Raw genomic sequence first — 24,832 nt, 5'->3', positions numbered from 1 at the left:
AACCGCCGTATGCGGACCCGCATGTACGGTGGTGTGAGAGGTCGAGGGCTAGGCGCCCTCACCTACTCGATTAAGTTAACCATTGCTTACGAAGTAACTTTTGCCTTTGGCAAAAGTCAGCAAATGCTTTCGAAGTAAGTTTTGCCCAAAGCAAAACTTTTTAGGAGGGACCACTAATGACCTTGAACAGTAAGGAAACCGAAGTAACCGTTCCGCACCTTGCGGAGAGTCTGGTTTCGGCAACGATCGGAAAATGGCTGAAACAGCCGGGAGATTATATAGAGCAGTACGATGTTTTGTGCGAGCTTATTACAGATAAAGTCACAACGGAGATGCCGGCCCCTGTCGGCGGACGTCTGACCAAGCTGCTGGTGGCCGAAGGGCAAACCGCGGCTGTAGGGGAAGCCATCTGCATTATTGAAGAACCATCCGCGGTTCAAGGAAGCGGCTCGGCGCCACAGCAGGATTCGTCCGCTGCAGGCACAGCAGGTCAACCGACTGCTTCAGCAGGGGGAGAGGAAGGAATGCGTAACCGGTATTCCCCAGCCGTACTGAGGCTTGCCGGCGAGCATGGCATTCGCTTGGAGGATGTGCAGGGCACAGGACTGGGCGGTCGTATCACCCGCAAGGATATCGAAGCTTACGTGGCTTCTGGCATGAAGCGCACGGACAATGCGAATCCGGCTTCGCAGCCGCAGGCCGCAGCCGCAAAGTTGGAACAGCGGTCGGAGGCCCGCACTGCCGAGGATGTGTTCCTTTCGAGTCCGCCTAAAGGACCTCTGCGTTCTACTGGCATCCACTTGTCCGAGAATCCCCCGCTTCCTCGCATCGAGGTGGAAGGGCAGCCTCTGGAAGGAAGAGGCGAGTATTTGGTCGACGTGACGCCGATTCGCAGCGCTATCGCGCGCAATATGCGTCAGAGTGTGACGGAAATTCCTCATGGCTGGATGATGATCGAGGTTGACGTCACGAATATGGTGCTTCTTCGCAACAAGCTGAAGGATGAATTCAAGCGTCAGGAAGGCGTAAATCTAACGTATCTTTCCTTTATGATGAAAGCCGTCGTCAGTGCAATCAAGGATTATCCGATCATGAACTCGGTATGGGCGGTCGACAAGATCATCGTGAAGAGGGACATCAATATATCGCTTGCGGTAGGTACGGAGGATTCGGTATTAACGCCTGTTATTAAACGCGCCGATCAAAAAAATATCGCCGGGCTGGCGAGGGAAATCGAGGAGCTGTCCCGCAAAACAAGAGCCGGCAAGCTGTCGCTGGACGACATGCAGGGAGGCACCTTCACGGTGAACAATACGGGGTCGTTCGGTTCGATATTGACGCAGCCGATCATCAATTATCCGCAAGCGGCCATTATAACGTTCGAATCGATCGTAAAGAAGCCTGTCGTTATCCAGGATATGATTGCAGTACGCTCCATGGCCAACCTGTGCTTGTCCCTCGATCACCGTATTTTGGACGGCGTCATATGCGGACGCTTCCTGCAGCGTGTTAAGGAAAACATGGAGTCGTACAATCAGGAGACAAAGCTGTACTAAGCTTGCTGCCAGAAAAATCGAAGCGGCTTCGTTAATACTAAAGGAACATATTGACTGTAAATAGCACGGTTGATAAAACCATGCAAATCAGCATAACGTAAATAATAACTTTAAACATCATCTTGTTGCGCATCTTCTTATTCAACTCCTTCTCATGCAATCGAGATAATCATATTTTAACTTAAAGTGTACATAGGAGGAAAGAGATGATTCAGGAAAAGCGATTGGTTGACGAATTTATCGAGCTGGTTAAGGTGGACAGCGAGACCCTGTTCGAGCAGGAGATCAGTGAGGTGCTCAAAAAGAAATTCAGCGCATTGGGTTTGAAGGTAGAAGAGGATGACTCCTCTATCCGCAGCGGACACGGGGCGAATAATTTGTTTTTCACGCTTGCACCTACTTCCGATGCTCCCTTGCCGCGCCTATTCTTTACCTCCCATATGGACACGGTAACTCCGGGCAAAGGAATTAAGCCTCAAATTGGAGAGGACGGCATCATCCGCAGCGACGGCACTACCATTCTCGGCAGTGATGATAAGGTGGGATTGGCAGCTATGCTGGAAGCGATTAGAGTGCTGAAGGAGCAGAACATCAAGCACGGTCAAATCCAGTTCGTGATTACGGCAGGAGAGGAATCCGGGCTGAAGGGCTCCAGATGTATGGACCCTAAATGGCTTCAAGCTGATTACGGATATGCGCTTGACTCGAATGGAGAAGTCGGAGCTATTGCGGTAGCCGCGCCTACCCAAGCCAAGATTTATATTTCGTTCTCCGGTCGCTCGGCGCATGCCGGCGTGAATCCGGAGGCAGGCATCAGCGCCATTACCGTCGCAAGTAAGGCTGTAGCGAGAATGCCGCTCGGACGGATCGACAAGGAGACGACGGCGAACATCGGCCGATTTGCAGGCGGGGTTAACGGTGCAACCAATATTGTGGTAGACCGCGTTGATCTCGAAGGCGAAGCCCGCAGTATCGTTCAGGAGAAGCTGGACCGTCAGGTCGAAGCAATGCGTAAAGCCTGCGAGGACGTTGCTGCAGAGATGAATGCCAAGGTTGATTTTAAAAGCGATGTGATCTACCCGGCATTCATGTTCGATGAGGACGCTCCCGTAGTTAAGCTGGCCATGGAAGCTCTGAGGAAAATCGGCTGCACGCCGAGCACGTTCCATTCCGGTGGAGGCAGCGATGCCAACGTATTCAACGGCTTCGGTATACCGACTGTCAACCTTGCGGTCGGTTACCAAAACATCCATACAACCGAAGAGCATATTGCGATTCGTGACATGGTCAAAGTTACCGAGGCGGTAGTGCAAATTATTAAAGAAGCTGCCGAATCGAAATAAAGCGTATAGGAAAAGACGGTCAATCTCTGATTGGCGGTCTTTTTTTATACATTGGTAAATGTCGGCTGGAAAGGGATACCCTACCCGGAGTATATTGGCGATAGTTTAAGCTCCATAGGTTTTTCAACACAATTGCCCCACTTTGTGGGATTACTTACGAAATGTGTGTATAAAAGCTGAACATGAGAAAGGATGTGGTCACATACATTTACTACTACATGGAATTCTCAGGGGAGATGGATTTATTTGATCGAGTGGCAAACAGCGAGGGTAACGGATATACGTAATACGGAAGAATCAAGCGGCAAGCTTGGCGAAATTACGGTTCAATTCAGCAATGGAACCGAAGGTACGGCGGTTTATTACACAGATGAACTTGGCGAAAGGGTGAAGATGGGCGATCAAGTCCTGCTTAATACAACGGCGGTATCGTTAGGTCTTGGTACGGGAGGGGTGCATTTCGTTCATGCAATTTTAGATAGGCAGTACACTCAGGAGAATGGTTCCACGGTTGAAGAGGAGTCTTCGGAACGGGGTGGGAAATCCGATTGCAGCTCATTCCCAGATGACACTTTGGCAAAAGGACATATCATGAAGCTGCGATATACTTCACTGCAAAGGTCCTTTCTTGCCGTGGAGGAACCGTTAAGCCCGCATCACGACCTGTTTACCCGCAAGCTGTCTCTGGAAGGGATGCCGGTCCTTGTTGGAGAGCTTCATAGTATGCTTCCCGCCATAATGTGCAGACTGAAACAGAGGATGAACGAAGAGGGGCGAAGGGTGCGCATTGCTTACGTAATGTCTGATAGCGCTTCGCTGCCTATAGCGTTCAGCAAGCATGTCAGACAGCTGAGACAGCTTCAATGGCTGGCAGGCTGCATTACCTTCGGGCAAGCCTATGGCGGGGACCTGGAGGCTGTCAATAAGTATACAGCGCTGCTGGCTGCCAGGCATGTACTTCATGCCGATCTGGCTATCGCCGTTCCCGGTCCTGGGAGCGTAGGGACGAGCACATTGCTCGGGTTCAGCGGGACGGAGGCGGCGGAGCTGCTGAATGCAGCCGGAGCTCTTCATGGAATGCCTATAGCTGTACCGCGGATCAGCTTTGCTGACAAGCGTGAGCGCCACCGCGGCATCAGTCATCATACTCTGACCATTTTGGGAGAGCTTACCCAGATTCGTTCTTTCGTTCCATTACCGATATTGGATGATGAATGTTCAGGGCACATTCGGCAGCAAGTAATGCTTTCGGAGCTGGCTTTGAAGCATGCCGTGAGCTGGCATATTCCAGTGCCTGAGAAGCAGTGGCAGAACGCCCTTGAAGCATACAGTTTGCCTATTGCCTCGATGGGAAGGGGATTATCCGAGGATCCTGCGTTTTGGTCTGCGGCAGGGGCAGCTGCCGATTTGGCGTGGCATTATTCGTCCCATCCGTAGGTTGAGTTAACCCGCTATCCAACATAAGGCCGCTTTTCGCCTCATGTTTGTACCCTGTCTGTTCGGATAAAAAAGCAAGCAGGCTGACGTCTGTCGTCATTCTAGCCTGCGCTTGCTTTAAATAACGGCGAATCTCCCACACACGGCCTACCAAACGAATTTGCTGCTCGGATAAATAAGTTTTCATAGAGAAGTCCCTCTTTTCCGGGTAATGTTCCAACTGTTACACCCTATGCGCCGGGAGGACAAGTTATGCTAAACCGAAACTATGAATTTGCACGGTATGATATAATAGATATCGGTCCTGTAGCTAGGACGGCAAGAAATTGAATGGAATGTGGAGGGATTTGCGGATGAGCGAACCGTTTCAAGATAAAAAGTTTGAAGAAGTCACCGTGTCCACCGAGCCGATTTTCCAGGGGAAGGTAATATCCTTGCAGGTGGATACGGTAAGGCTTCCCAATGGGGAGTTAGCCAAGAGGGAGATTGTCAAGCATCCGGGAGCGGTAGCCGTTCTGGCACTGAAGGATGATCGTATGCTCGTTGTGGAGCAATACCGCAAGCCGCTGGAGAAAAGTCAGGTAGAGATCCCTGCAGGCAAGCTGGATCCCGGAGAGGAGCCGCTTGAAGCCGCCCGGAGAGAGCTGGAGGAGGAGACCGGATATAAAGCGGGGACGATCCGCCATATTTGTTCCTTCTACACTTCACCCGGCTTCGCTGATGAAATCCTCCATCTCTATGTCGTCGAGAATTTGACCCGGGGAGAGGTTCACCTCGACGAGGATGAATTTCTGGAATGCGACAGCATTACCTTGGAGCAGGCGAAGCAATATATCCACGACCGGCGGATCAGCGATGCCAAGACGATCACGGCAGTCTATGCATGGCAATCGTTTAAGCTGACGGGGTCATTCTGATGCAAGTACGACCTTTTTACGCTGACCTGCATATACACATTGGACGGACAGAAGAGGGACAGGCCGTAAAAATCAGTGCTGCGAACAATTTGACCTTTTACAATATTGCCCACGAAGCTTCCGAACGTAAAGGAATCGATATTGTCGGCATTATTGACTGCCAGTCTCCCTCGGTTCAGAAGGATATGCTGAACTACCTGGATAAAGGAGAGATGGAGGAGCTGCCGGGCGGCGGAATCCGCTACCAGCAGACGACCATTATTCTTGGCAGTGAAATTGAGGTTCACGATCCCGGACTCGGTACGGCCCACCTGCTGGCTTACATGCCTACGGTTGCCGTAATGAGAGAATTTACAAGCTGGCTTTCCAGGTATATGAAGAACGTAGGCCTAAGCTCTCAGCGGATCTATGTTACCGCCAGGGAATTACAGCAGGAAGTGCTGGGAAGGGGAGGCCTCTTGGTCCCCGCGCATATTTTCACGCCTCATAAGAGTGTCTACGGCAGCTGCTCAACTCGTATGGAGCATTTGCTTGATTTGGACGGTATTGCGGCGGTTGAGCTTGGTCTTAGCGCTGATTCCGAGATGGCAGGATACATTTCGGAGCTGGACCGCTATACGTTCCTGACGAATTCGGATGCCCATTCCCTGGCGAAGATAGGGCGGGAATATAATAAGCTTTTGTTGGCGGAGCCGAGCTTTGAGGAGCTGCGCCAGGCGTTGGCGGGGTTGAACGGCCGGGGTGTCGCTGCCAATTACGGGTTGAATCCGCGGCTCGGCAAATATCACCGGACTTATTGCGCCAGCTGCGGGACTATTGCGGACGATGGGGAAATAAGCGTAGAACGCTGCAGGTACTGCGGCAGCCCCAAAATCGTCCGTGGCGTTATGGACCGCATCCTGGAGCTTGCGGACCGGGAAGAAGGGAAGCCCTACGTACCGGACTCGAGGCCTCCGTATTTTTACCAGGTTCCGTTAGAATATATCCCCGGCTTGGGGCCCAAGAAGCTCAACGCCCTTCTAGCGGAGTTCGGTACGGAGATGAATCTTCTGCACCGTGTATCGCCGGAAGAGCTGGAGCGCGCCGCGGGCGAGGAGATCGCCCACTATATTGTCCAAGCCCGTCAGGATAAGCTGAAGCTGCAGGTAGGCGGGGGAGGAAAGTACGGCAAAGTAACCGGAAAGTAGCTTAATGCCGGCCGTACTTCTAAGCTCTACATGTCGTTACCTGTACATCGATTCGTTGGTTTATGGTCATATCTGCCGTTCTCCGATCATATGCTTGTACTAATCGTGCAAGGGGGGATTATGCAGCATGAACCGGAATCGTTCGCTACAGCTCTATATGAAGGAACATTTGCCTCTGTATGTTTTTGTCTTAATTATATTTATCATAGGTGTAGTGTTCGGCGCGGTCATGGTCAATGCGCTTTCTCTGGAGCAAAAGCAAGAGATTATGCGGTATTTGAGCCACTTTTTCTCTACGGTGGACCAGGGAGAGTTTGGCGATGTCCAGCAGTCGTTCCAGCAGTCCTTCAGTCTGCATATCAAGTGGATTCTCATTATCTGGATCTTGGGGATGTCCGTTATCGGACTTCCGCTTATATGGGTGCTCGATTTTTTAAAAGGGGTATTGGTAGGCTTCACGGTTGGTTATCTGGTCGGTCAGCTGTCCTGGAAGGGATTGCTGTTTGCCCTTGTATCAGTCGCTCCGCAGAACTTGATCGTCATCCCGGCGATCATCATATGCAGCGTGACAGCCATGGCCTTTTCCATTCATATGGTCAAACACCGGTTTATGACGCGGAGAGGAACATTCTATGAACCGTTCATGCGATATTCGGCAACGATCTTACTATCGGGCGTGCTGCTGGCCGGTGTAGCACTGTTTGAGGCCTACGTATCGCCTGTCATGATGAAGTGGGTTACGCCGATGCTTATGACGATGTCGTTTTAAATGTTTGACTTTCCGGGCACCCTCAACCTATAATGAAAGAATGAAGCCCAGCAGAAGCTGAAGCTCTTGCCGCACCATTCTGGGCGCAGACTTACGCAGCAGGTTTTGCTTTCGCAAAACCCGTAGGGGGAGTAGCATGGAATCTCGCATTGATAAAATTAAACAACAGCTGCAGTCACAGGGCTACAAACTAACTCCTCAACGGGAAGCTACAGTCCGTGTGCTGCTTGAAAACGAAGAAGACCATTTAAGCGCGGAAGATGTATTTATGCTTGTGAAGGACAAAGCTCCGGAAATCGGTCTGGCGACGGTTTATCGGACGCTGGAGCTGCTCACCGAGCTTCATGTCGTGGAGAAGATGAATTTCGGGGACGGCGTTGCCCGTTACGATCTGCGCAATGACAGCACTCATCATCATCATCATCATTTAATCTGCGTGCAATGCGGCGCCGTCGATGAGATTATGGAGGATTGGCTGGGTCCGCTGGAGGAACGGCTTGAGAAGGAATACCGTTTCCAGGTGCTGGACCACCGTCTTGATTTTCAGGGGATTTGCCACCGATGTATTGATAAGACGGACAAAACTAAAAATTAAAATGACGAAGCCTTCTGCTTGGGATTCCAAGCGGGAGGTTTTTTACGTTAATAAGACCTTTTCGGAAGGGGTCAGACTGGAATGATCTCCAAGGAGATCCATGTATTCATGGAATGAGAAAAGGGGCGTCCCTCCGTCATCTATCATGACTTTGAGACAACCCCGTGGGACGGTTATATCTTTTTGCCTAATACGTGATCCAATGGAATAAAGCCGATATTTCTGCTGTCCTTACTATTGTTCCGGTTGTCTCCCATGACAAAGATATGATCCGGCGGAACGGTCAGCTTCTCGCTGCTGGAGTAGTTCATCGTTTCATTGAGATAAGGCTCATTCAAAGGCTCCCCGTTTCGGTACACCTGATGGTTCTTGAATTCCAGAACATCTCCCGGCTTGCCGATGACTCGTTTTACATAAATAATCTGGTTATCTGCACCGTGGGTAAACAAGGAAATCAGCGGATGCTCTGCCAAATCGTCTGCAAAGGTTCTTTCGCGGTCCACTCGGCTGTCCAGAATGACAATGTCGCCATACTGGGGTTCAAGATGGAACGTATGCGATAGTTTCGAGATAAAGATGCGCTGCTGATCATGAAGCGTCGGATCCATGGAGTGTCCCATAACCTTGGTCGGCTGAATAATAAAGATGCCGATCAATAGGGCGCAGCCAATTGCCGCTCCAATGGAGCCTGCCCAGCTTCGAATCTCAGCTCCTAATTTTTTCATTCGGGTTCCCCTTCCCCAATATCATTTGCTGAATAAAGTATATCATGAGAAAGCGATAAGTTCCAAAGTTGAAAAATGGGTCATTAGGATAGGTCAGCGTAGGTTTCTGACGCGACAGAGAAGGAGAAACGGTTAAGGTAGAGCAATAACGGGGAAATTAAGGGCATCCTGTCACAGCATATGGAAGGAGAGGTCGACGGTATGAGTCGTGCATGTACGATTGGGGTTCCTAAAGAAATCAAAAACAATGAGAACCGTGTCGCTTTAACTCCGGGAGGCGTGGGCTTGCTTAGCCAATTGGGCCATAAAATAGTGATAGAAAGCGGAGCGGGTGCAGGCAGCGGCTTTGCGGATCAGGATTACGCCAAGGAAGGGGCCATCCTGCTGGAGCAAGCGGCTGACGTATGGTCGCAGGCCGATATGATTATGAAGGTCAAGGAGCCGCTGCCGGAGGAATACGGATATTTCCGGGAAGGCTTGACTTTGTTCACCTACCTCCATCTGGCTGCCGCACCTTATTTGACTGAAGCGCTGCTCGACAAGAAAGTAACCGGTATCGCCTATGAGACCATCCAGCTATCTAATGGGAGCCTGCCCCTCCTTACTCCAATGAGCGAGGTTGCAGGGAGAATGTCCGTCCAGGTCGGCGCACAATTTTTGGAAAAGTTTTATGGCGGGAGGGGGATTCTGCTCGGTGGCGTTCCTGGAGTACCGCCTGCGGATGTGGTGATCCTGGGAGGCGGTATTGTCGGGACGAATGCAGCCAAAATGGCATTGGGACTAGGAGCTAACGTAGTGATCATAGACCGAAATGCCGAGCGTCTCCGTTATCTGGACGATGTGTTTCACGGGAGAATACGAACCTTAATGTCCAATCCCCATCATATTGCCAGTGCGGTCCAAAAGGCGGACCTTCTGATCGGCGCTGTACTGATCCCGGGAGCCAAGGCGCCGAAGCTTGTTACGGAGGAAATGGTCAAACAAATGAAGCCCGGCTCCGTTATTGTCGATGTTGCGGTCGATCAAGGCGGCACCATAGCTACGGTTGATCGTGTAACGACCCACAGCGATCCGGTTTACGTGAAGCATGGCGTTATTCATTATGCGGTAGCGAATATGCCGGGAGCGGTCCCCCGTACCTCCACGTTGGCTCTGACGAATGTGACCCTATCCTATGCGGCCGAGCTCGCCGGTAAAGAGCTTTCCCAAATCATCAAGGGCCATCAAGAGCTTAAGCTCGGAGTGAATACGTATCAGGGACAAATTACGCATCCGGCCGTTGCCGCGGCGGTGGGAAAACCATATGTCGACCTGGATTCGCTGCTTCCGCGTTCTTGAGCAACCGAACATAAAAAGGCGAAAGGGATCATAGTCTATCCTAAGAGGGGAGGTACAGGCTATGATCTTTTCTTTACGCAAATGGGTAGGGCGTCTAAAATTTCTGCTTGTCTTCGTTGTGTTCTCTTATGCGATGTATCATATGCTGCTGGCGATTACCCAATGGATCGAGCCGACCCAGCGATATAAGGAGCCGACAGGGAGAGCGGTCAAAGTATTCCAGAATCATGTCATGATGACGGAGCAGGGGCCGATGAGCGAACGGTTGAAGCTCTTTTACTGGATCGGAGAATAACGATTTGAGCAAAAAGCAGGATTATCCTTTTTCATGTTGAATTTAGTAACGGATTGGACGACAAGCGTCCATCGCGGGGACTGACATAGAAAGGGAAATCAGCATGAAAAAGGAACTGGACTCGTTTATTCACTATTTGTCCGTCGAGCGGCAATTGGCGAAGAACACGCTGGACTCATATGAAAGAGATATTATCCAGTATCTTGATTTCTTGGAGAATCAGGATATTGCTGCATTAAAGGATACCAAAAAAATACATATATCGAGTTATATGCTGCACCTGAAGCGAATGGGACGAGCTGCCGCTACACAATCCCGGAGTCTGGTGTCTATTCGGGCCTTCTATCAATATCTGGTCAGGGAGCATCGAATGGACCATGATCCGACCATGCTTATGGAAATGCCTAAGCTGGAAAAGCGGGTTCCCAGTGTGTTGACCATCGAGGAAGTGGAGTCGCTGCTGGATGCCCCTCAAACGGAAGTGCCTAATGGATTGAGGGACAAAGCGATGCTGGAAATATTGTATGCTACGGGGATACGCGTATCGGAATTGATCTCGATTGACGTAGAGAACGTGAATCTGGAGATGGGATTTCTTCGTTGCATCGGAAAAGCGTCCAAGGAACGCATTATTCCTCTCGGGGCTATCGCTTCGGAATATGTCGGGCACTACATCACGGCGGCCCGGCCAAAAATGCTGAAGCAGTCCCAATCCGAGCAGGCTTTGTTCTTGAATCATCTCGGCACAAGAATGACGAGACAAGGGTTCTGGAAAATTATCAAGCGGTATGCAGCAGAGACGCAGATCATGAAGGAGATCACGCCGCATACACTGCGCCACTCCTTTGCCGCTCATTTGCTTGAGAACGGGGCGGATCTTCGGTCGGTACAGGAAATGCTCGGACATGCCGATATTTCGACGACGCAAATCTATACCCAGGTAGCCCGCGGCAAAATGAAGGACGTGTATGACAACGCTCATCCGAGGGCGAAAAAGGCGCTGGCAGACCGGCCATAATGCATGAAAGCTTGCTTAAGGTACAAGCAGGCTTTTTTTGCAAACGAATGAAGGATTTGCGATAATAACATCAGACTTGAGGATGAACAGGAGGTGTACCGCTTGAAATTTCAACGTATATGTTTGATTGTTCTTGATAGTGTAGGCATTGGCGAGCTGCCTGACGCGCCTTCCTTCGGCGATACCGGTTCCCATACGTTGGGACATATTGCGGAGAAGAACCCTTCGTTTGCCCTGCCGCATCTCGAGCAGTACGGGCTTGGCAACATTGCCCCGCTTAAAGGCATTGCGCCGGTGGAGAAGCCGCTTGCTTCCTACGGCAAGATGGCCGAGGTCTCTGTAGGCAAAGATACGATGACGGGCCACTGGGAAATTATGGGGCTCAAGGTGAGCATCCCGTTTAACGTGTTCCCGGACGGTTTTCCGAAGGAATTAATCGAACGGTTCGAGCAGGAGACTGGACGCAAGGTGCTGGGCAACAAGCCTGCTTCGGGTACGGAAATCTTGGACGAGCTTGGCGAAGAACAAATGAAGACGGGCTCATGGATTGTTTATACCTCTGCGGACAGCGTGTTTCAATTGGCTGCACATGAAGACATTATTCCGTTGGAGGAGCTGTACCGGGCATGCGAGATTGCCCGCAAGCTGACGCTTGAAGACCCGTATGCGGTAGGACGGGTGATCGCGAGACCTTATGTCGGACAACCCGGCGCATTCAAGCGAACGCCGAACCGTCACGATTACGCGGTGAAGCCTCCCGAGCCAACGGTTATGAACTATTTGAAGGACGCAGGACTAGATTGTATTGCCGTAGGGAAAATCAACGACATTTATTCCGGCGAAGGCGTTACCGAAGCGCGTTCTACCAAAAGCAATCTGGACGGCATTCAGGCGACCATTGAATACATGAAGAAGCCTTTCAACGGGCTCTTGTTTACGAACCTCGTTGATTTCGATTCCTTGTACGGTCACCGCCGCGACCCGCAGGGCTACGCCCGGGCATTGGAGGAATTCGATGCATGGCTCCCGAAGCTGCAGGAGTGCATCGGTCCGGACGACCTGCTTATCTTGACAGCAGATCACGGCAACGACCCGATTCATCACGGAACGGATCATACACGAGAATACGTGCCTTTGCTGGTCTATAGTCCGAGCTTGAACAACCAAGGCTCCTTAGGTGTGAGAACCACCTTCGCCGACGTCGGGGCCACGATTGCCGATAATTTCGGTATGAAATCGACAGGCAACGGGAACAGCTTTTTACAGCAATTATCCTAATAATCTCAGGAAGAGGGTCAAACGATGGAAGATCAATCGATACTTGTGAAAATTCAAGAGGCAGCAGCATACATACGAAGCCAATATGCGACAGCACCGAGCATCGGACTCATTCTCGGCTCCGGGCTTGGCGTGATTGCCGATCTGGTAGAGAACGCCACGGTGATATCTTACAGCGATATTCCGCATTTTCCAGTGTCCACTGTAGAAGGACATGCAGGCGAATTACTACTGGGCACGATTCAAGGCAAGCATGTGCTGCTGATGAAGGGCCGGTTCCATATGTACGAAGGATATGGAGTGGAGGTCGTATCCTTCCCGGTACGCGTCATGAAGGAGCTGGGTGTGAAAACCCTGGTTGTTACCAACGCGGCGGGCGGGATCAATACGTCCTATGAAGTCGGCGATTTGATGCTTATCAAGGACCACATCAATTTCACCTCCCGCAATCCGCTTATCGGACCTAACCATAACGAGTTGGGGGTAAGATTCCAGGATATGTCGGAAGCTTATAACCGTCAATTGCGCCAAATAGCCAAAGAGGTGGCCGCTGAGCAAGGCGTTAAGCTTCAGGAAGGCGTCTATATCGGCTTGCTGGGCCCATCCTATGAGACTCCCGCGGAAATCCGCATGATGCGCACACTGGGCGCCGATGCTGTAGGGATGTCTACCGTAGCGGAGGTCATCGTTGCCCGCCATGCTGGCATTGAAGTGCTGGGCTTCTCCTGCATAAGCAATATGGCGGCCGGAATTCTTGATCAACCGTTATCACATGAAGAAGTGATGGAAACAACGGAACGCGTGAAGCCGAAGTTCCTGCAATTGATTCTGGGTATCGTAGGCAAGCTGGACTAGGCTCAACCAGCATTTCAGCTTGTACGCTGTGCCGGTGACCGAAGGAATGCCTTCAACCTCATCGAGTATGAGATGAAGGCATGTCCTTGCAGCACCTGCAAGGCTGATGATAGCCGGACATCGCTTTTTCCTCTAAAAAACCTCGATAGAACCCTGGGTGTACCGAAGCTGTAACTCTTCCTTATTCGTCTCCCTTTGTACCAATTGCTGAAGATAGGAAAGCAGCTGCGGCCGCAGCTCCTTGCTCTGCAAGCCGATTTCCGCGATCGCTTTCATATAGCCCAATTTGTCGCCGATATCATAACGGTTCGCCGCCACATCCAAGGCTAGCAGCTGCTCTTGCTTGCAAGCCACGCGAAGCGCATCCGTCAGCTGATATTCATTTCCTGCGCCTCGATCGATTCTTTCAAGATAGGAGAAGATGGAAGGCTTTAATATATATCTCCCCATAATGGCAATATGGGAAGGAGCGGAGCCGGGATCCGGCTTTTCTACCAGATCGCCCACTTCATACACTTGCCGATGCTGCTTGGCAGGCGCGATAATGCCGTACTTATTGACCTCGGACCGATCCACCTGCTGGACGCCGACGACCTGTGCATCGAATGCCTCGTATACATGAATCATCTGCTGGAGGGCAGGTGTATCGGACACCATAATATCGTCCCCTAACAGTACAGCGAACGGTTCATCGCCAATAAATTGCTGCGCGCAAAGAATAGCGTGTCCTAACCCCAGCGGCTCTTTTTGCCGGATATAGTGAATGCTCGCCATTTCCGAAATGCGCTGCACCTCGTTAAGCAAGTCCAGCTTCCCTTTTTGCTGCAGCGTTTGCTCCAATTCGAAGGATTTGTCGAAGTGGTCCTCGATCGATTTTTTATTGCGCCCTGTCACGATAATGATGCTTTCAATGCCGGATTGGACCGCTTCCTCCACGATATATTGAATCGCGGGCTTATCCACAATCGGAAGCATCTCTTTGGGCTGTGCTTTCGTTGCCGGGAGAAACCGGGTGCCAAGACCGGCGGCAGGAATAACGGCTTTTCTGATTTTCATAACATTTCCTCCTTGTTTTCTCTGGTAAATCGAAATACCCATAGACGGCTGCCGGCAAAATTGATGAATGCACCGGCAAAAGCGGAGATGAGCTTGCTTACCGGAAGCGACAGGCCTGCCTCCGTGTACAGAAGTGAAAGCACCCAGGAAGTAAAGAGCAGGACGACGATATTAAGCAATAGAAATTTGGTGAATTCTCCTTTATCCGCCTTGCCTTTCCGCTGAAAGGTCCAGGAACGGTTGAAGGTGTAGCTGTTCAGCACACCGCATAGGAACGAGACGCACTGGGCGATCAAATAATGAGCGCCGAAGCAGCTGAGCACAGCAAAAATGGATAAATCTATGCCGGAATTCATCAAGCCGACGATGCTGAATTTGACCAGGCGCTGAATCGGCTTACTCATAGCCGGCACCGGCTCGTTGGCTGCGATGGCGGTCCTTTTTAGCCAGGCCATAGCTTTCGCGAATAATATACAAGGGACGGCCTTTGGTTTCGTCGTAGATCCGGCCGATATATTCGCCGACGATTCCCAGCATGATGAGAATAAACCCGTTAAAGAAGAGCTGAATAATCGTAATGGATGTCCAGCCGGGGAGGGTCGCGTCGGTAAACAGCTTGGCATACAGCACGTACAGCATATAGATGAAGCCGGAGAAGGAGAAGAGAAATCCCAGATAACCGGCTAATTTCAAAGGTTTATGGGAAAATGACGTCATGCCGTCCAGACTTAGCTTGAGCATTTTTTTCAGCGGGTAGTGGGATTCTCCGGCAAGCCGTTCATCGCGTTCATATTCTATGGCGGTCTGGCGGAAGCCGACCCAGCTGACCAGCCCCCGTACGAACCGGTTGCTCTCGGGAATTCGCTTCATCTCTTCACAGACTCGGCGGTCCAGCAGCCGGAAGTCGCCGGTATCAATGGGGATGGAGATGTCCGTTGCTGCACTAAGCAGTCTGTAGAACAGGCGTGCCGTCTGTCTCTTAAACACCGTTTCACCTTTACGCCTCGTACGTTTGGCATAGACGACATCGTAGCCTTCCTTCCATTTGGAAATCATTTGCGGTATCAGCTCCGGAGGATCCTGCAAGTCCGCATCAATGATGACGACGGCATCCCCGGAGGCGTAGTCCATTCCTGCCGTAATGGCAATTTGATGTCCGAAATTTCTGGAAAAATCGATCAGCTTGACCGTAGGGTCGAACCGGCTGTAATCCAGCAGGATGGAGGCCGTTTGATCACGGCTTCCGTCATTGACGAACAGAAGCTCATAGGTTTCTTTGGTCCGGTTCATGACCGTTTTGAGCCGCCGGTAGGTCTCGTGGATGACGGCTTCTTCGTTATATACAGGGATAATGATGGTATATCGAATGGGGCTATCCATACCATTCTTCCTCCTTATCATCCGTTTACGTTGATTTCATACAAGGTTAAGCTGCTGCTTCTGCTGAAGGATTGAGTATCTGTGTCAGATGAGGCGCCTGTTTGCCATTCGGATGAAGGTACCACCTGACTATTGTCCTTAATCCATTGGAGCACCTCCGAGCTGCCTCCTTGGCCGCCCGGGCCTCCTCCAAATCCGCCTCCAGACGGCAGTAAAAAGTATTTGATTTGCTTGTCGGCAACCATTTGCTTCAATCGGTCTACCGTCATGATGGGGTCAGAGCCGCTATAGCCGCCCATAGCCATGACTGCTTTACCGGATTCGATAATATAAGGCGCTGCTGTAGTTGCGTTAGTTGTGCCGAACAGGAAGGTCTCTCCGGTATTATGACGGGTCACGTAGGACAATAGACCAGCATTGATCTGATCGTCTCCTCCCATCGGCATTCCTCCACGGCCGCTTCCCGATGCTTGAGGCCCTGCTTCCGGAAGCTTGCTGTTTTGTCCGTATAGAATCGGTGTCGCCGTCCAGTACAAGGGTGCGGCAAGCAGGATGAGCAGACTGGCCAGCGCAGCGTAATAAGAGTAAGACTTGTGCTGCTGCTTTATCAGCACGAGGACCAGGGTAGCAGCCAAGCCCGCTGTCCCGACGCCATATAACCACGCTGCGTGGATGGAGCGGATATTCTCGTACAATATAACGACCTCCAGGGCTGTAGTGGCCAGCACGGAAGCGGGAAGAAGCCATGAAGTCCAGCCCGATTTGGCTTTATACAGGTTCCATAAGGCAATCCACCCGGCTCCCGTTAGAGCCGCTATCGGAGGAGCCAGCATAATGAGATAATATTGATGGAAAAATCCGGCGATACTGAAAAAAATCATTCCTGGAATAAGCCACGCCAGCCAAAAGATCGTTTCTTTATGCCGAGGTGTCAAACCGCTTTTTCTTCGGATGCTTCCGAGCAGCCCTACGCAGCCTATGGCGGCTAAAGGAATAAGCCAGCTGATTTGCCCGGACAGTCCGGACTGGAATAGGCGAAGCGGACCCGGGTTACCGGTTCCAAACATGCCTCCGCCGCCCGGTCCGCCTCCTCCCATAGGACCTCCGTCCCCCATAGAACCGCCAGATCGGAGCCTGCCGCCGCCGTCGCCCGAATTCGGCATCTGACCGCGATTCCCGCTGCCATCCCGCATCATGCCATCCGGCTGATTCTGGTTAGCAGCACTGTTGGAGTCGTCCATCCGGTCCGGTGACTGCGATACATTGGAGCCGGCCTCCGGCTGGTTCGGTGTTATAGCAGCTGAACCTTCAGCTCCCGTTTGTCCTGGAACCGAAGGATTGGCAAACCGGCTGCCGGATTGCTGCTCAGACTGTTCAAGCAAGTTTCGATCTTGAGCGGCATTGCTGGGCCCGGTGCTGCCCCGATTTTTTCCGGTCAGCCTTTGAATCCCGTTATAGCCAAAAGCAAGCTCCAGTACGGAGTTGGTTTGGCTGCTGCCGATGTAAGGCCGGTCTTCCTTAGGAATCGAGTCGACGATTACAGGCCATGACAAGGACACGAGAAGCAGGGCAGCCGCTGCTCCCGCCAATAGGGCGGTCTTCTTTTTCCAATTCACTTTGAAGGCAAGCAGATAAAACAGGCCGAAGGCTGGAACCACCATATAGGCTTGCATCATTTTCATGTTAAAGCCGATACCGATTACGGCAAATGCGGCCAAGAGCCACCAGGCCTGCTGTCTTCTGACGGCACGGAACAGCATCCAGGCACCGACCAGCAGTGTAAAGACGAGCAGGCTGTCGACGTTATTGGTTCTGGCGACCGCCGTTGCAACGGGGGTGCAGGCCATTACCAAAGCACTTATACGTGCGGCGCCCCTTCCGAAGCTGGGCTTTACCAGGCAGTACACGAGGAGTACTGAGCCTACGCCTGCCAAAGCCTGAGGAAGAATAACGCTCCAGCCGTGCAGACCGAATAGAGCTGCGCTTAACGTCTGAATCCAGAACGTAACCGGAGGCTTATCTACCGTTACATAGCCCGCCGGGTCAAATGAGGCGTAAAAGAAATTGTGAAAGCTTTGCAACATGCTCTGCACGGCTGAGGTGTAATAGGCGTTAACATACTTTTCTTTCCAAATATTAAAAGTATTCAGGAAAGCGGATAATGCGGCTATGAGAAGAAGGACCGCATCGATATGTTGAAATCGAGTCCGAGGCTGCTTCATTTGTCCATGTTCACTCCGTTCCTTTATGGCTGTTATCAAGTGATGAGCTTAGCTTGGGATCATTATGTACCTGCAACCTTAATTGAACGTGAGAGTCCGCTGAATATTTGCTGAGAGGTGCGGGCTCCAGGAAGTGCTTTTAATGAAATCATTCTTGATTTTCAGCGGACGTTCAGCTTGCGTTCAGATCGTTTTCAGATCGAAGCCGGATAATAGGAGTGCACAAAGGATAAAATGGTGTACAATGGAATCCGGAGGGATCAGAGAATGAATCAGCTAAAAGGAATCAAAATATTGCTCGTTGATGACGAGCCTAATATACTTCAATTTTTGGAGCTGGGACTTACGAATGAAGGCTTCGAGGTTGAAACCGCTCAGGACGGCTTTGCGGCGATCACCGCAGCAAGGCAATTTCAACCGCATATCGCCATCCTCGATGTCATGATGCCCGGCATGGACGGCTTCGAGGTATGCCGGATGCTAAAGAAAACCGAGAATATTGCGGTGATCATGCTGACGGCGAAGGAGGAGGTAGAAGACCGGGTCAAGGGGCTCACGCTTGGTGCGGACGATTACATGTCGAAGCCCTTCAGCTTCGAGGAGCTGCTGGCGCGCATTCATGCCAGGATTCGCAATCATTTTCCGAATTTGCTCGGGGAGGTCGCGATCGGTCCGTTCCGCATCGACGACCGTCGCAAGGAGATCAGCTATGAGAATCGGGTACTGGAGCTATCGCCGACCGAGTATGAGCTTCTTTCCTTTCTTGTCATTAATCACGGGCTGGTGCTCAGCAAAAGTAAAATATTGGACAAGGTATGGGGCTATGATTTCGGCGGGGAAGAAAATATTGTGGAAGTGTATATCCGTTCCTTGAGAGACAAATTGAACGATAAGGAGCATCGGTTGATTCGTACGCTGCGGGGTGCCGGATATCGGGTGGATCTGTCATGAAACGTAACGTTCTAAGACGGCTGGCCCGATTATTCGCGCCCCGTTCTTTGCGATATCAGCTTCTTTCCCGCTCCTTGTTGATATTGGCAGGGCTGCTGCTGCTTATCGGAATTTTCCAATATTTGTTTATGCAGCAATTCGTGTATAAAAATAAGGCGGAGAGCATTCAAAGCCAGATAATGACGATCCCGCGGGAAGCTTGGTCGAATATGAACAAAGAGATGCAGGGGCCAAGAAAGGATCCGCCGATGCGCCTGCTGTTCTTTTCTCCGGATTCCTCGGTTGCTTTTATCGATACGGAAGGCAATTATAAGCTGATCGTTGACCCACCCGAGACAGGGGCGACGGTGAAGCTTTCCCAGCAGGAATATCAGGAAGCTATGGGTTCCAAGCATTGGATTAACTATAAGATCGTCAACGACGAGAACGGAGTCGAGCAGCTTGTCGTTCTGCAGCCGATTGTCAACCGCGGCAAGCTTATCGGTCTCGCTCAAGTCAATACGGGAACGGCTCCGCTGAAGGATGTGCTGCTGCTGCAGCTGGTGACCTTTATAGGCCTATCCTTCCTGGCCCTCGTGTTCGGCTTGCTCACCTTCCTGCCGGTGCTCAAGCGGACATTGGTTCCGCTATCCAAAATGGTAGGTACAGTGGAAAAGATCGATGCAGGCAATCTGGACGAACGGCTTCCGAGTCGGCAAAATCAGCTGGAAATCGACCGGCTGTCCATTTCCTTTAACCGGATGCTTGAACGGCTGGAGGCTTCGTTTGAGGCGGAGAAGGAGGCCAAGGAGCGGATGCGGAGGTTTATTGCGGATGCTTCGCATGAGCTCCGTACGCCGTTAACGTCCATCCACGGATTTCTCGAAATCCTGCTTCGCGGGGCCATCCATCAGCCTGAGCAGCTGCATAAGGCGTTGAAGAGCATGTATTCCGAATCGGAGCGTATCAACAAGCTGGTGCAGGATCTGCTGCTGCTGGCGCGGCTGGATCGCACACCGACATCGGAGATGGAGGAGGGGCATCTGGACGAGGTGGTTCTGAGCATGGAGCCCCAGCTTCGTCTGCTTGCGGGGGATAGGGAGGTCACATTGCATGTAGAGCCTGACACGTCATGCATGTTTGATCAGGACAAAATGAAGCAGATCATCTTGAACTTGTTTCATAATGCCGTTCAGCACACAAATGCCGATACGGGTCATATAACCATCAGCCTGGCCAGAGCGGGTCAAGGGGTGCGGCTCTCTATAGGAGATAACGGCTCCGGCATTCCGGAGGAACATCTTCCTCATTTGTTCGACCGATTCTACCGCGTCGATACGTCCCGGGCACGCAAATATGGGGGAGCAGGGCTTGGATTATCCATCACCAAGACGATCGTTGATATGCATGGAGGCGCGATCCAGGTCGAGAGTGAAGAAGGACGGGGAAGCACATTCCATGTCTGGATACCCGAGCACCAGCCTGCTGTAGAATCTTCAGACCATCACGAATAAGACTGCCGGTCGACGGTTTGCTTGAACAAAGCGAAACGTCGACCGGCAGTCTTTTTTGACGTATTGTTGCTCAGTGTTAACGTTTGTTCGATTTTTTCGAGCCTTTATCGCTGGTTCGGGTCGTTGTGTTTTGGTTTGCATGACCTTGCTGCTTATCGGACATCCTCGTCACCTCCCAAGCCTGTCTCCTGTAATGGACAAGCTTTTTTAGTATGACATGCCTCTCATGAGCATATACATGGTTGTATCACAGGGCCAAATTCGGTTTTCACGGATTTAGACCTATGATAAATAGTTCTTTCGTGCTATAATCTAGGCACAAAGTACTTACATACAAGGTTAGGAAGTGGCGGCGATGAGTATTTTGGCGGTGGCCAATTGTCCGGGATGCGGGAGAGTGTTCCAAAGAAACCTGCGCAACATGTGTATGGACTGCATCAAGTCTATTGACGATGAGTTCGAAGCCTGTTACCGTTTTATGCTATATAACCGTAGAGCTACGACTGAACAATTAAGACAAGCTACAGGTGTCAGCCAGCAGCGTATCACGCAGTGGATGAAAGACCATCGGCTATCGGTTGCCGATTTTCCTAATCTGACCTATTCCTGCAACAGCTGCGGAGCTCCGATCCGCCAGCATCACTTATGCTTGCCATGCAGCAGCAGATTGACTCGCGACATCCGGGAGTTCCACGCCCAGGAGGCGAAGAAAATAGATCCGGGCATCGGCTTTTACAGCAGAGACAGGGTTCGGGCAAGAAGCAAATAAGATAGAGGAAAGCCTTGCTCCAACGGCATTTGGAGGGGCTTTTTGTTTTTGCATAAACTTGTGTTAGAATATCTGGTGAAACGGAAATGTGATAAATTGTCACAAATTTTTCACCGGATTCCCTCGAAAAGGAATAGGTAAAGCACGTTTCATTATGTACAATAAGGCTATACGTCTGTTGGTAAAACTGTAAGGGGGATATTTCCAAATGCAAAAGTGGATCATGTTTACTTTATTTATTGTAGCCTGCCTTCTGGGTGCAGGAGTGCTGTTCCAAAACATTTCGGAGCGTCAAGCGGAAATGGCAGCGGAAGCGAAAGCCGGACCCCAGTTGAAATTCGTGGCTTCGAACTATCAGTTCGATAAGCCTGAATATACAGTCAAAGCTGGCGAAAAGGTGACCGTTTCTCTGATGAACAAAGAAGGTCTTCATGCGTTGGAAATCGTAGGATTGAACGTGAAGCTGGACAATAACACGAAATCCGCTGATGTTACGTTTGACAAACCAGGCACTTACGAAGTACACTGCGTGCTTCCTTGCGGTCCTGGACATGCTGACATGAAAACCAAGCTTATCGTACAATAAGGTAGAACAGCTTAAGGGAGTCGAGAGATCGGCTCTCTTTTCTATTCCGGGCCGGGATGAAATTCATCCCGGCTTTTTCTTTTTCCACGGATTGGAATATTTCAAGGTAAAGTAGTCAACACTGATAAGCAGTAATATAACATTTTTGGAGGGGTAGAAAGGTATGCTCAACAAGGTACTCAAACTGTTCGTTTCTATCTCGCTGCTGGCGTCATTTGCATGGCCTGCGGCGTTTGCGGAGGAGAAGAAGGCTCCGTCCCAAGCTGTTGATTTGGCACCGAATGCGATGTCGGCAATTACCGTCGATGCGGATACGGGAACGGTCATTTTCGAGAAAAACAAGGAAGCGAAATTGCCCCCGGCCAGTATTACGAAAATTATGACGATGCTGCTCATCATGGAAGCGATTGATCATGGAAAGCTCAAGATGGATGATAAGGTTCGCACCAGCGAATATGCGGCTTCTATGGGAGGCTCGCAAATATTTCTTGAACCGGGAGAAGAAATGACCGTTCAAGACATGCTGAAGGGGATTGCCATGGCCTCAGGTAACGATGCTTCCGTCGCTATGGCGGAGAGGATAGCAGGCTCCGAGCAGGCCTTCGTTCAAATGATGAACGAGCGGGCCCAGCAGTTGGGAATGAAGAACACTCATTTTGTTAACTGTAACGGCCTCCCGGCGGATAATCATTATTCCTCTGCCCAAGATATCGCCATCATGTCGCGAGAACTATTGAAGCATGAAGAGATTACACAGTTTACTGGAGCATATCAAGACTACTTGCGCAAGGATACGCCTAAGCCCTTCTGGCTGGTCAACACGAACAAACTGGTCCGGTTCTACAGCGGTGCCGACGGTCTGAAAACGGGTTTCACAGGCGAAGCGAAATTTTGCTTATCGGCTACGGCCAAAAGAGATAATTTGCGAGTCATCAGCGTTGTGATGGGCGAGCCGAATACGAAGACGCGAAATGCGGAAGTATCCAGCCTGTTCGATTATGCCTTCGCTCAATACACAAACCTGCCGATTGTCAACAAAGGAGACACCCTGGGACAAATTAAGGTAAGCAAAGGCGAGCAGCCGGTTATTCCGTTGACCGCAACGCAGCGCTACAGCCTGCTGCTTAAAAAAGGCGATGCTGCCGAAGGCATCCGCCACGAGGTGCAGCTGAATCAGGACTTGAAGGCACCAATCAGCATGGGCCAGCAGGTCGGTAAGCTTGTTGTGTATAAAGGCGATCAGGTGCTCTCGGAGTTCGAGCTTACTTCGCCGGTTGACGTTAAGAAAGCGGGCTTATGGGTGCTGACCAAGCGTACCGCCAAACGTTTGTTCTTTATTGATTAAGGAGCTGCCTGCAGAGGCAGATGTGCGGCTCAAGCGCAATATGTCACATTTCTTCTATTTCTAGCGCATTTCTTCTAGTTTTGTCGGAGGGCAGGAAAAGACAAAATCGATGTAGAAATGAGTGTGCATGAAAGGGAAGGAGTGAGCAGCTTGAGTCTGCATATTGAACTGGAGCATAACCGCAAAACGCTGATCGTCAGGCTTAAGGGAGAGTTGGACCATCATACCGCGGATTCCGTAAAAACGCGTATGGAGGAGGCTCTGCTGAAGGGCAATACGAGCCATATCGTACTGAGCTTGAAGGATTTATCCTTCATGGACAGCTCGGGGCTCGGGGTCATTCTTGGCCGCTACAAGCAAGTTACGGCAAAGGGCGGCAAAATGGTAGTTTGTGACGTCAATCCGTCCGTATACCGTTTGTTTGAAATGTCCGGTTTATTTAAAATTTTGTCTATTCAGGATAACGAAAGACAAGCTCTTACCAGTTTGGAGGTCGTATCATGAGTGAACGAAATTTTATGACACTGCAGTTTGCTAGCCGCTCTGAGAATGAATCTTTCGCCCGCGTTACCGTCGCTTCCTTCGTTTCGCAGCTTGACCCGACATTGGATGAGCTGACGGATCTGAAGACCGTCGTTTCCGAAGCGGTAACGAATGCCATTATTCATGGCTACAACAATCGGCCGGACGGGATTGTTACGATTCATGCCGAGATGGAGGATGACACCGTCTACTTGACCATTGAGGATCAAGGGGCAGGAATCGAGGATTTGGAATTGGCCAAACAGCCGTTGTTTACCTCCAAACCTGAGCTGGAACGCTCGGGAATGGGCTTTACGATTATGGAAAATTTCATGGATGAGATCGAAGTGACTACCGAAGTCGGGATCGGAACAAAAATTAAAATGAAAAAGCGAATTTTATCAAAAAAAGCTTTGTTCAATTAGGGGTCTGATCTTATGGATGTCGATTTGAAACATGCCTCCCACAGCTATTTGGATGATGCCGAAGTCAAAAGGTTAATTGCTTTGAGTCAATCCGGAGATGCACTTGCCAGAGAAACGCTGGTAAACTGCAATATCCGTCTGGTTTGGTCCGTTGTGCAGCGCTTTTTGAACCGAGGATATGAAGCCGAGGATCTGTTTCAAATTGGCTGTATCGGATTGTTAAAATCGGTAGACAAGTTCGATTTATCCTATGATGTAAAGTTCTCAACCTATGCGGTTCCTATGATCATCGGCGAAATTCAGCGCTTTCTCCGTGATGACGGCACGCTGAAGGTTAGCCGGTCCTTGAAGGAGCTGGCGAATAAAATAAGAAAAACCAAGGATGAGCTGTCCAAACGAAATGGGCGCTTGCCTACCATTACCGAGGTAGCGAGTGAGCTGCAGATTTCTCCTGAGGATGTCGTCTTCGCGCAAGAAGCGAATAAACCGTTGTCTTCCATTCACGAGACCGTGTTCGAAAATGATGGAGATCCGATTACGTTAATGGATCAAATTGCGGATGATGGTCAAGACAAATGGTTTGAGAAGCTGGCATTGAACGAAGCGATAGGCAGTTTATCGGAGCGGGAACGGCTTATCGTCTACCTGCGGTATTTCAGGGATCAGACGCAGTCCGAGGTCGCAAGCCGGCTCGGAATTTCGCAGGTACAGGTTTCAAGGCTTGAGAAAAAAATATTGCAGTCCATTAAAGACCAAATAGCCCAATAGGC

Annotated in this window: 27 protein-coding genes; 20 read left to right on the top strand and 7 right to left on the bottom strand. The window is 50.7% G+C overall.

Features of this window, described 5'->3' with window-relative positions; all coding sequences use genetic code 11:
• The first annotated feature begins 176 nt into the window (after positions 1-176).
• Positions 177-1,556 (top strand): dihydrolipoamide acetyltransferase family protein, encoded by a 1,380-nt coding sequence (locus ABEA66_RS29075; protein ID WP_345593173.1) that lies wholly within the window; start codon positions 177-179, stop codon positions 1,554-1,556.
• A 37-nt stretch (positions 1,557-1,593) separates the two neighbouring features.
• Here the strand turns inward: ABEA66_RS29075 and prli42 are convergent, their stop codons facing one another.
• A complete protein-coding gene (gene prli42, locus ABEA66_RS29070; RefSeq protein ID WP_256865358.1) occupies positions 1,594-1,677 on the bottom strand; it encodes a stressosome-associated protein Prli42 in 84 nt (27 codons plus the stop codon).
• An 85-nt stretch (positions 1,678-1,762) separates the two neighbouring features.
• On the opposite strand from prli42, the gene ABEA66_RS29065 reads away from it, so the two are divergent.
• Both ABEA66_RS29065 and ABEA66_RS29060 read left to right on the top strand, forming a co-directional pair.
• Complete coding sequence (locus tag ABEA66_RS29065; RefSeq protein ID WP_345593171.1) at positions 1,763-2,899, top strand: M20/M25/M40 family metallo-hydrolase; 1,137 nt, start codon at positions 1,763-1,765, stop codon at positions 2,897-2,899.
• Positions 2,900-3,145: 246 nt separating this feature from the next.
• Positions 3,146-4,336: a DUF3866 family protein gene (locus tag ABEA66_RS29060; protein WP_345593169.1), complete on the top strand. Its 1,191-nt coding sequence runs from the start codon at positions 3,146-3,148 to the stop codon at positions 4,334-4,336.
• Here the strand turns inward: ABEA66_RS29060 and mciZ are convergent.
• Positions 4,236-4,523, bottom strand: coding sequence for a Z-ring formation inhibitor MciZ (gene mciZ, locus ABEA66_RS36445; protein ID WP_079910768.1), 288 nt, complete (start codon positions 4,521-4,523; stop codon positions 4,236-4,238). The genes ABEA66_RS29060 and mciZ overlap by 101 nt on opposite strands.
• Before the next feature lie 166 nt (positions 4,524-4,689).
• Between mciZ and ABEA66_RS29055 the strand changes: the two genes are divergently transcribed.
• The 4 genes from ABEA66_RS29055 to fur all read left to right on the top strand — a co-directional run bounded on the left by ABEA66_RS29055 (position 4,690) and on the right by fur (position 7,804).
• A complete protein-coding gene (locus ABEA66_RS29055; protein ID WP_345593166.1) occupies positions 4,690-5,253 on the top strand; it encodes an NUDIX domain-containing protein in 564 nt (187 codons plus the stop codon).
• Positions 5,253-6,440: an endonuclease Q family protein gene (locus tag ABEA66_RS29050; protein ID WP_345593164.1), complete on the top strand. Its 1,188-nt coding sequence runs from the start codon at positions 5,253-5,255 to the stop codon at positions 6,438-6,440. Before ABEA66_RS29055 ends, ABEA66_RS29050 begins: the two co-directional genes overlap by 1 nt.
• Positions 6,441-6,567: 127 nt before the next feature.
• A complete protein-coding gene (gene spoIIM / locus ABEA66_RS29045) occupies positions 6,568-7,209 on the top strand; it encodes a stage II sporulation protein M (RefSeq protein WP_345593162.1) in 642 nt (213 codons plus the stop codon).
• 136 nt (positions 7,210-7,345) lie between these two features.
• Positions 7,346-7,804 (top strand): ferric iron uptake transcriptional regulator, encoded by a 459-nt coding sequence (fur, locus tag ABEA66_RS29040; protein WP_079910764.1) that lies wholly within the window; start codon positions 7,346-7,348, stop codon positions 7,802-7,804.
• A 173-nt stretch (positions 7,805-7,977) separates the two neighbouring features.
• Here the strand turns inward: fur and lepB are convergent, their stop codons facing one another.
• On the bottom strand, positions 7,978-8,529 hold the full coding sequence (lepB, locus tag ABEA66_RS29035) for a signal peptidase I (protein WP_192704918.1): 552 nt from the start codon (positions 8,527-8,529) through the stop codon (positions 7,978-7,980).
• A 201-nt stretch (positions 8,530-8,730) separates the two neighbouring features.
• On the opposite strand from lepB, the gene ald reads away from it, so the two are divergent.
• The 5 genes from ald to ABEA66_RS29010 all read left to right on the top strand — a co-directional run bounded on the left by ald (position 8,731) and on the right by ABEA66_RS29010 (position 13,313).
• Positions 8,731-9,867, top strand: coding sequence for an alanine dehydrogenase (ald, locus tag ABEA66_RS29030; RefSeq protein ID WP_345593157.1), 1,137 nt, complete (start codon positions 8,731-8,733; stop codon positions 9,865-9,867).
• 61 nt (positions 9,868-9,928) lie between these two features.
• On the top strand, positions 9,929-10,162 hold the full coding sequence (locus tag ABEA66_RS29025) for a DUF4227 family protein (protein ID WP_079910761.1): 234 nt from the start codon (positions 9,929-9,931) through the stop codon (positions 10,160-10,162).
• A 103-nt stretch (positions 10,163-10,265) separates the two neighbouring features.
• Entirely contained in the window at positions 10,266-11,180 is a 915-nt protein-coding gene (xerD, locus tag ABEA66_RS29020) for a site-specific tyrosine recombinase XerD (RefSeq protein ID WP_079910760.1), read from the top strand.
• Positions 11,181-11,282: 102 nt separating this feature from the next.
• On the top strand, positions 11,283-12,458 hold the full coding sequence (deoB, locus tag ABEA66_RS29015) for a phosphopentomutase (RefSeq protein WP_345593152.1): 1,176 nt from the start codon (positions 11,283-11,285) through the stop codon (positions 12,456-12,458).
• Between the two features lie 24 nt (positions 12,459-12,482).
• Positions 12,483-13,313: a purine-nucleoside phosphorylase gene (locus ABEA66_RS29010; RefSeq protein WP_079910758.1), complete on the top strand. Its 831-nt coding sequence runs from the start codon at positions 12,483-12,485 to the stop codon at positions 13,311-13,313.
• Positions 13,314-13,445: 132 nt separating this feature from the next.
• On the opposite strand, the gene galU is transcribed toward ABEA66_RS29010, so the two are convergent.
• The 4 genes from galU to ABEA66_RS28990 are packed head-to-tail and all read right to left on the bottom strand — an operon-like array spanning position 13,446 to position 17,971.
• Positions 13,446-14,369 carry a UTP--glucose-1-phosphate uridylyltransferase GalU gene (gene galU, locus ABEA66_RS29005; protein ID WP_345593149.1) on the bottom strand — a complete coding sequence of 308 codons (924 nt, stop codon included), beginning with the start codon at positions 14,367-14,369 and terminating at the stop codon, positions 13,446-13,448.
• The gene (locus ABEA66_RS29000; RefSeq protein WP_345593147.1) at positions 14,366-14,773 is read right to left on the bottom strand and encodes a GtrA family protein; all 408 of its coding nucleotides are present in this window, start codon (positions 14,771-14,773) and stop codon (positions 14,366-14,368) included. The genes galU and ABEA66_RS29000 overlap by 4 nt, the downstream gene beginning before the upstream one ends.
• A complete protein-coding gene (locus tag ABEA66_RS28995; protein ID WP_345593145.1) occupies positions 14,766-15,749 on the bottom strand; it encodes a glycosyltransferase family 2 protein in 984 nt (327 codons plus the stop codon). The genes ABEA66_RS29000 and ABEA66_RS28995 overlap by 8 nt, the downstream gene beginning before the upstream one ends.
• 17 nt (positions 15,750-15,766) lie before the next feature.
• A complete protein-coding gene (locus ABEA66_RS28990; protein WP_345593143.1) occupies positions 15,767-17,971 on the bottom strand; it encodes a glycosyltransferase family 39 protein in 2,205 nt (734 codons plus the stop codon).
• A 267-nt stretch (positions 17,972-18,238) separates the two neighbouring features.
• On the opposite strand from ABEA66_RS28990, the gene ABEA66_RS28985 reads away from it, so the two are divergent.
• The 8 genes from ABEA66_RS28985 (at position 18,239) to sigF (ending at position 24,830) form a co-directional block, all read left to right on the top strand.
• Positions 18,239-18,922 (top strand): response regulator transcription factor, encoded by a 684-nt coding sequence (locus tag ABEA66_RS28985; protein WP_079910753.1) that lies wholly within the window; start codon positions 18,239-18,241, stop codon positions 18,920-18,922.
• Positions 18,919-20,415: a sensor histidine kinase gene (locus tag ABEA66_RS28980; RefSeq protein WP_345593141.1), complete on the top strand. Its 1,497-nt coding sequence runs from the start codon at positions 18,919-18,921 to the stop codon at positions 20,413-20,415. The genes ABEA66_RS28985 and ABEA66_RS28980 overlap by 4 nt, the downstream gene beginning before the upstream one ends.
• A 355-nt stretch (positions 20,416-20,770) precedes the next feature.
• Complete coding sequence (locus tag ABEA66_RS28975) at positions 20,771-21,184, top strand: flagellar protein (protein ID WP_345593139.1); 414 nt, start codon at positions 20,771-20,773, stop codon at positions 21,182-21,184.
• 208 nt (positions 21,185-21,392) lie between these two features.
• Entirely contained in the window at positions 21,393-21,770 is a 378-nt protein-coding gene (locus ABEA66_RS28970; protein ID WP_079910750.1) for a cupredoxin domain-containing protein, read from the top strand.
• 163 nt (positions 21,771-21,933) lie between these two features.
• The gene (locus tag ABEA66_RS28965; protein ID WP_079910749.1) at positions 21,934-23,115 is read left to right on the top strand and encodes a D-alanyl-D-alanine carboxypeptidase family protein; all 1,182 of its coding nucleotides are present in this window, start codon (positions 21,934-21,936) and stop codon (positions 23,113-23,115) included.
• 150 nt (positions 23,116-23,265) lie between these two features.
• The gene (gene spoIIAA / locus ABEA66_RS28960) at positions 23,266-23,619 is read left to right on the top strand and encodes an anti-sigma F factor antagonist (protein ID WP_079911049.1); all 354 of its coding nucleotides are present in this window, start codon (positions 23,266-23,268) and stop codon (positions 23,617-23,619) included.
• A complete protein-coding gene (spoIIAB, locus tag ABEA66_RS28955; protein WP_192704907.1) occupies positions 23,616-24,062 on the top strand; it encodes an anti-sigma F factor in 447 nt (148 codons plus the stop codon). Before spoIIAA ends, spoIIAB begins: the two co-directional genes overlap by 4 nt.
• A gap of 12 nt (positions 24,063-24,074) precedes the next feature.
• Positions 24,075-24,830, top strand: a complete 756-nt coding sequence (sigF, locus tag ABEA66_RS28950; RefSeq protein ID WP_079910747.1) for an RNA polymerase sporulation sigma factor SigF — start codon at positions 24,075-24,077, stop codon at positions 24,828-24,830.
• The last annotated feature ends 2 nt before the right edge of the window (positions 24,831-24,832 follow it).

The sequence above is a fragment of the Paenibacillus vulneris genome (assembly GCF_039543185.1).
GTDB classification, from domain to species: Bacteria; Bacillota; Bacilli; order Paenibacillales; family NBRC-103111; genus Paenibacillus_S; species Paenibacillus_S vulneris.
Note: the sequence above shows the minus strand (reverse complement) of the source record. Positions and strands in the feature narration are given on the sequence as shown.